This window comes from bacterium (assembly GCA_009926305.1).
Taxonomy (GTDB): domain Bacteria; phylum Bdellovibrionota_C; class UBA2361; order UBA2361; family RFPC01; genus RFPC01.
The window spans coordinates 1-3198 of sequence record RFPC01000144.1 but is presented as its reverse complement, the minus strand read 5'-3'; the positions used below and the strand labels follow the sequence as shown (position 1 = coordinate 3198).

Annotated in this window: 4 protein-coding genes and 1 pseudogene; 3 read left to right on the top strand and 2 right to left on the bottom strand. The window is 47.0% G+C overall.

Features of this window, described 5'->3' with window-relative positions:
* The first annotated feature begins 364 nt into the window (after nucleotides 1-364).
* Nucleotides 365-727, top strand: coding sequence for a hypothetical protein (locus EBR25_12930; GenBank protein ID NBW41885.1), 363 nt, complete (start codon nucleotides 365-367; stop codon nucleotides 725-727).
* 193 nt (nucleotides 728-920) lie between these two features.
* Here EBR25_12930 and EBR25_12925 read toward each other — a convergent pair whose 3' ends face one another.
* On the bottom strand, nucleotides 921-1871 hold the full coding sequence (locus EBR25_12925) for a phosphoribosylaminoimidazolesuccinocarboxamide synthase (protein NBW41884.1): 951 nt from the start codon (nucleotides 1869-1871) through the stop codon (nucleotides 921-923).
* Nucleotides 1872-2221: 350 nt separating this feature from the next.
* Here EBR25_12925 and EBR25_12920 point away from each other — a divergent pair.
* Nucleotides 2222-2656: pseudogene (locus EBR25_12920) on the top strand (IS91 family transposase).
* Here the strand turns inward: EBR25_12920 and EBR25_12915 are convergent.
* Nucleotides 2558-2806 (bottom strand): hypothetical protein, encoded by a 249-nt coding sequence (locus EBR25_12915; GenBank protein ID NBW41883.1) that lies wholly within the window; start codon nucleotides 2804-2806, stop codon nucleotides 2558-2560. The pseudogene EBR25_12920 and the gene EBR25_12915 overlap by 99 nt on opposite strands.
* Between EBR25_12915 and EBR25_12910 the strand changes: the two genes are divergently transcribed.
* The coding region (locus EBR25_12910) for a hypothetical protein (protein ID NBW41882.1) at nucleotides 2741-3198 on the top strand (458 nt) is incomplete at its 3' end. The two genes, EBR25_12915 and EBR25_12910, sit on opposite strands and share 66 nt — an antisense overlap.

Sequence of the window (3198 nt, the reverse complement as noted above, 5' to 3'; positions counted from 1 at the left end):
TATGTGGTAACACGCAAATCAGCCAGACGTCTTCTCACCCGTGAGAACTCATAGCTTATATCCATCCGTCCATAAGACCCCTCAAAGCCATTGGTCGTGAAAAACGTTCTGTTGCCTGTCCAACGCCCTGCTGTGTAAGTGTCTCCCTCCCACAAATTAATCCAATTTGCAGCCGTATTCCTAAAAAGCTCTTCTATACGAAATCGATTTCGGACAAAGCTCGGCATCCCACCGCAAGTGTCTGCTGTAAGAAACGTGCGCCCCCGCCAACGACCGTCAATGTACGGCGTTGCTGATGCCTGAGTAGCGCCCATGAATAAAAGACAAAATGCTGTTATGAGAAATGCCCGCTTCCTTGTGACCATTGGCTATAAACTCGTTTTTTAGACCTCATATCGAAGCTGGTGACGAAAGAGCGATGTATGCTTACGGCAAATTTTATCGCAGTATCTATGACTCATTGGTTGATGACTATAATGAGAAATTGGGATTGGCTCCCGCTAGTGAAGGGGCCAATGACGTTGCGAATAAACACTTTCAGATTTCCGCAAGACGGGGCTATGAGCCCACTATTCGAGAGTTGGCCGAGCAGAAAATTGAAATTCCTATTCCCGATAAAACTCCTATAATCGAGGTGATAAATAACGTTCGACGGAGCCATGGCGACTCCATTAAGGAATACAACGCAACGATGAAAGCAATTTCGAAAGGGCTGCCACTTCCATAGGTATTTCGGATTTTGAATTCGCAGACGGACACTGCATCGAACGTGTGTCGCCGCCTACTCTCGTATTCTTACAATTGAATAGGGGAAGAAGATGAAAGTAGGCGCTATTTGATCTGACAGTAAAGTAAAGGGGTATAGCAGAAGTGAGCAGCGATTAAGTGGAAAATAGCAAAAAACCACTGTAGAGGATTTCTTACCCAAAGTAAGCTCTTAAGTTTCTTTCAATCCGCGCAGCTACAGAGGATACTCCAGCTTCTACCACAAACTTTTGTCTCGTTACTCTTTGGTACAGGTCAATATACTTCTGTGAAAGCATTGTTTGCACTTCAGGAGTTATTACAGGTTGAGCCCCAGAAGAGGGATCCGATGGGACAAATCCTTGCTGAATTAACCATCCTCGGAAAAACTCTTTGTCTAAACTTTCTGGAGGGAGCCCAGCACTGGTCCTCTTCTCTAAAGTATCTGCTACCCAAAACCGAGAAGAGTCAGGAGTATGCACTTCATCTCCTACTGTTAGTCTTCCATTATTGTCCAAACCAAACTCATACTTGGTATCTACCAATATGAGATTGTTCTGAGCTGCAATCTCTTGGCCTCTCCTAAATAGCCTTAGGGCCGTCTCTGTAACTTCTTCCCAGAGCCCTTTCGAAACTAAACCGCTCCTTACTATTTCTTCTCCCGTTATCGGAACATCTTCTCCTGATTTTGTGGTTGGCGTTATCAGTGCAGTCGGAAGAGGATCGTTTTTTTTCATTCCATCGGGAAGTGTGATCCCACCAAACTTTCGTTCCCCCTTTTCGTAATTAACCCAAATGGAGGTCTGAGTAGATCCCGTCAAATAAGACCTTACCACAACCTCAACTGGTAGCATGTCCAGCTTATTTACAACTAAAACGTTAGGATCCGGATTTGCTATCACATGATGATTGACCACGTCTGCCACCTTTTCAAACCACCAAGCACTAATCTGTGTAAGTACCTGGCCCTTAAGCGGAATAACTCCCCAGGACTTATCAAAAGCTGATTGTCTATCAGTCGATATCAGAACGACTTCGCCCCGCCCACAGTTGTAGACATCACGGACCTTTCCTTCGTACTTGTCTCCAAGCCATGAGAAATTCGTACCTTCTAGCCCTTCTATCATCTCACTCCTTGCTACATCGCTTGGTCTTTTATGTGACCTATTGTTGTCAGGTGTCAGCTCTCCCATATGAATCTATTGCTCCCAATTCTCTTGTATCACAGGATTTTCCAGCTTTCCAATCTGTGGGATCTCAACTGATATTCGATCCCCAGGGCTTAACATGACGGGCTCCGATAAAGCTCCGAGATCAGAGAGTTCTGCGAGAAACACATCGGCTTTATTACACAGCCCTACGCGCTCGAGCATCTCTGCCCCCCGAGCTATCGCCGTAAAGATAACGCTAACCCCTTGAATGTTCATTCGTTTGAACATATCCCGACCCATTTCCTGCCTGTTTTCGATTCCACTATGTGGAAAGACAATCATCATGGGACCAGTCAAAGAAGCGGCTATCAGCGCGAACCAGGCGTCGCCCGGAAGAGACGGTGCTCTACCGTCTTGTATACCAGTACCGCGATGAACTGGAGTGGTGCTGGGAAGAGCGGTTTCAATCAGAATACGGAGCACTCCGCGATGAAGTGCTTGCTGCATTTGATGCTTACTTAAACTGCGGGATTCTGCTCCACGGCTGTGCCCGTGCAGAGTGCGAAAAGTGTGATCACTCAGAGCTTATTGCTTTTAGTTGCAAGCGGAGAAATCTCTGTCCCTCCTGTGACGCTAAGCGAGCACTGGTCTTTGGCGAGCACCTACACGAAAACGTGCTGCTCCCCTATGAGCATTCCCACCAAGTTTATACTATTCCAAAGCGGCTCAGACCTTACTTTAAGTTCAACCGAAAGCTGCTTGGTAAGCTCTATACGGCAGCCAAGCTCGCTTGGAATGATCTTATAGTAGACGCGTTCCCCTCTGACTGGACGACTGGCGCGGTAATGGCGCTGCACACTGCTGGAGATCTGCTCAACTTCCATCCCCACATACACAGCCTCGGACTTCACGGTGCGTTAGACCCTGAGGGGAACTTTCATCTGCTTGACTCAGTTGATACCGAATATCTCACACGGCAATTAGCAAATCATGTGTTTAACGCCCTGCTCGAAGCAGCGCTCCTCGACCAAGATACTGTAAATGCCATGAAAAGTTGGGAACACTCAGGCTTTCACGTCTTTATTGGTGTTCCCGTTTTTCACCATGACTCAGACGCCAGGCGGTTCCTCGCTCGGTACCTGAAAAAATCACCAGTGATCAATCCTCGACTTGAACTTATTGAATCCGCTGATCAGCCAATTGTTCGGGTACACAAAGTCACTGATGATGGGAGCCAGTGCCGAGATTTTGACCCATTATCATTTCTCGCAGAACTCTCTCAGCACATCCCTGACATGTGGGA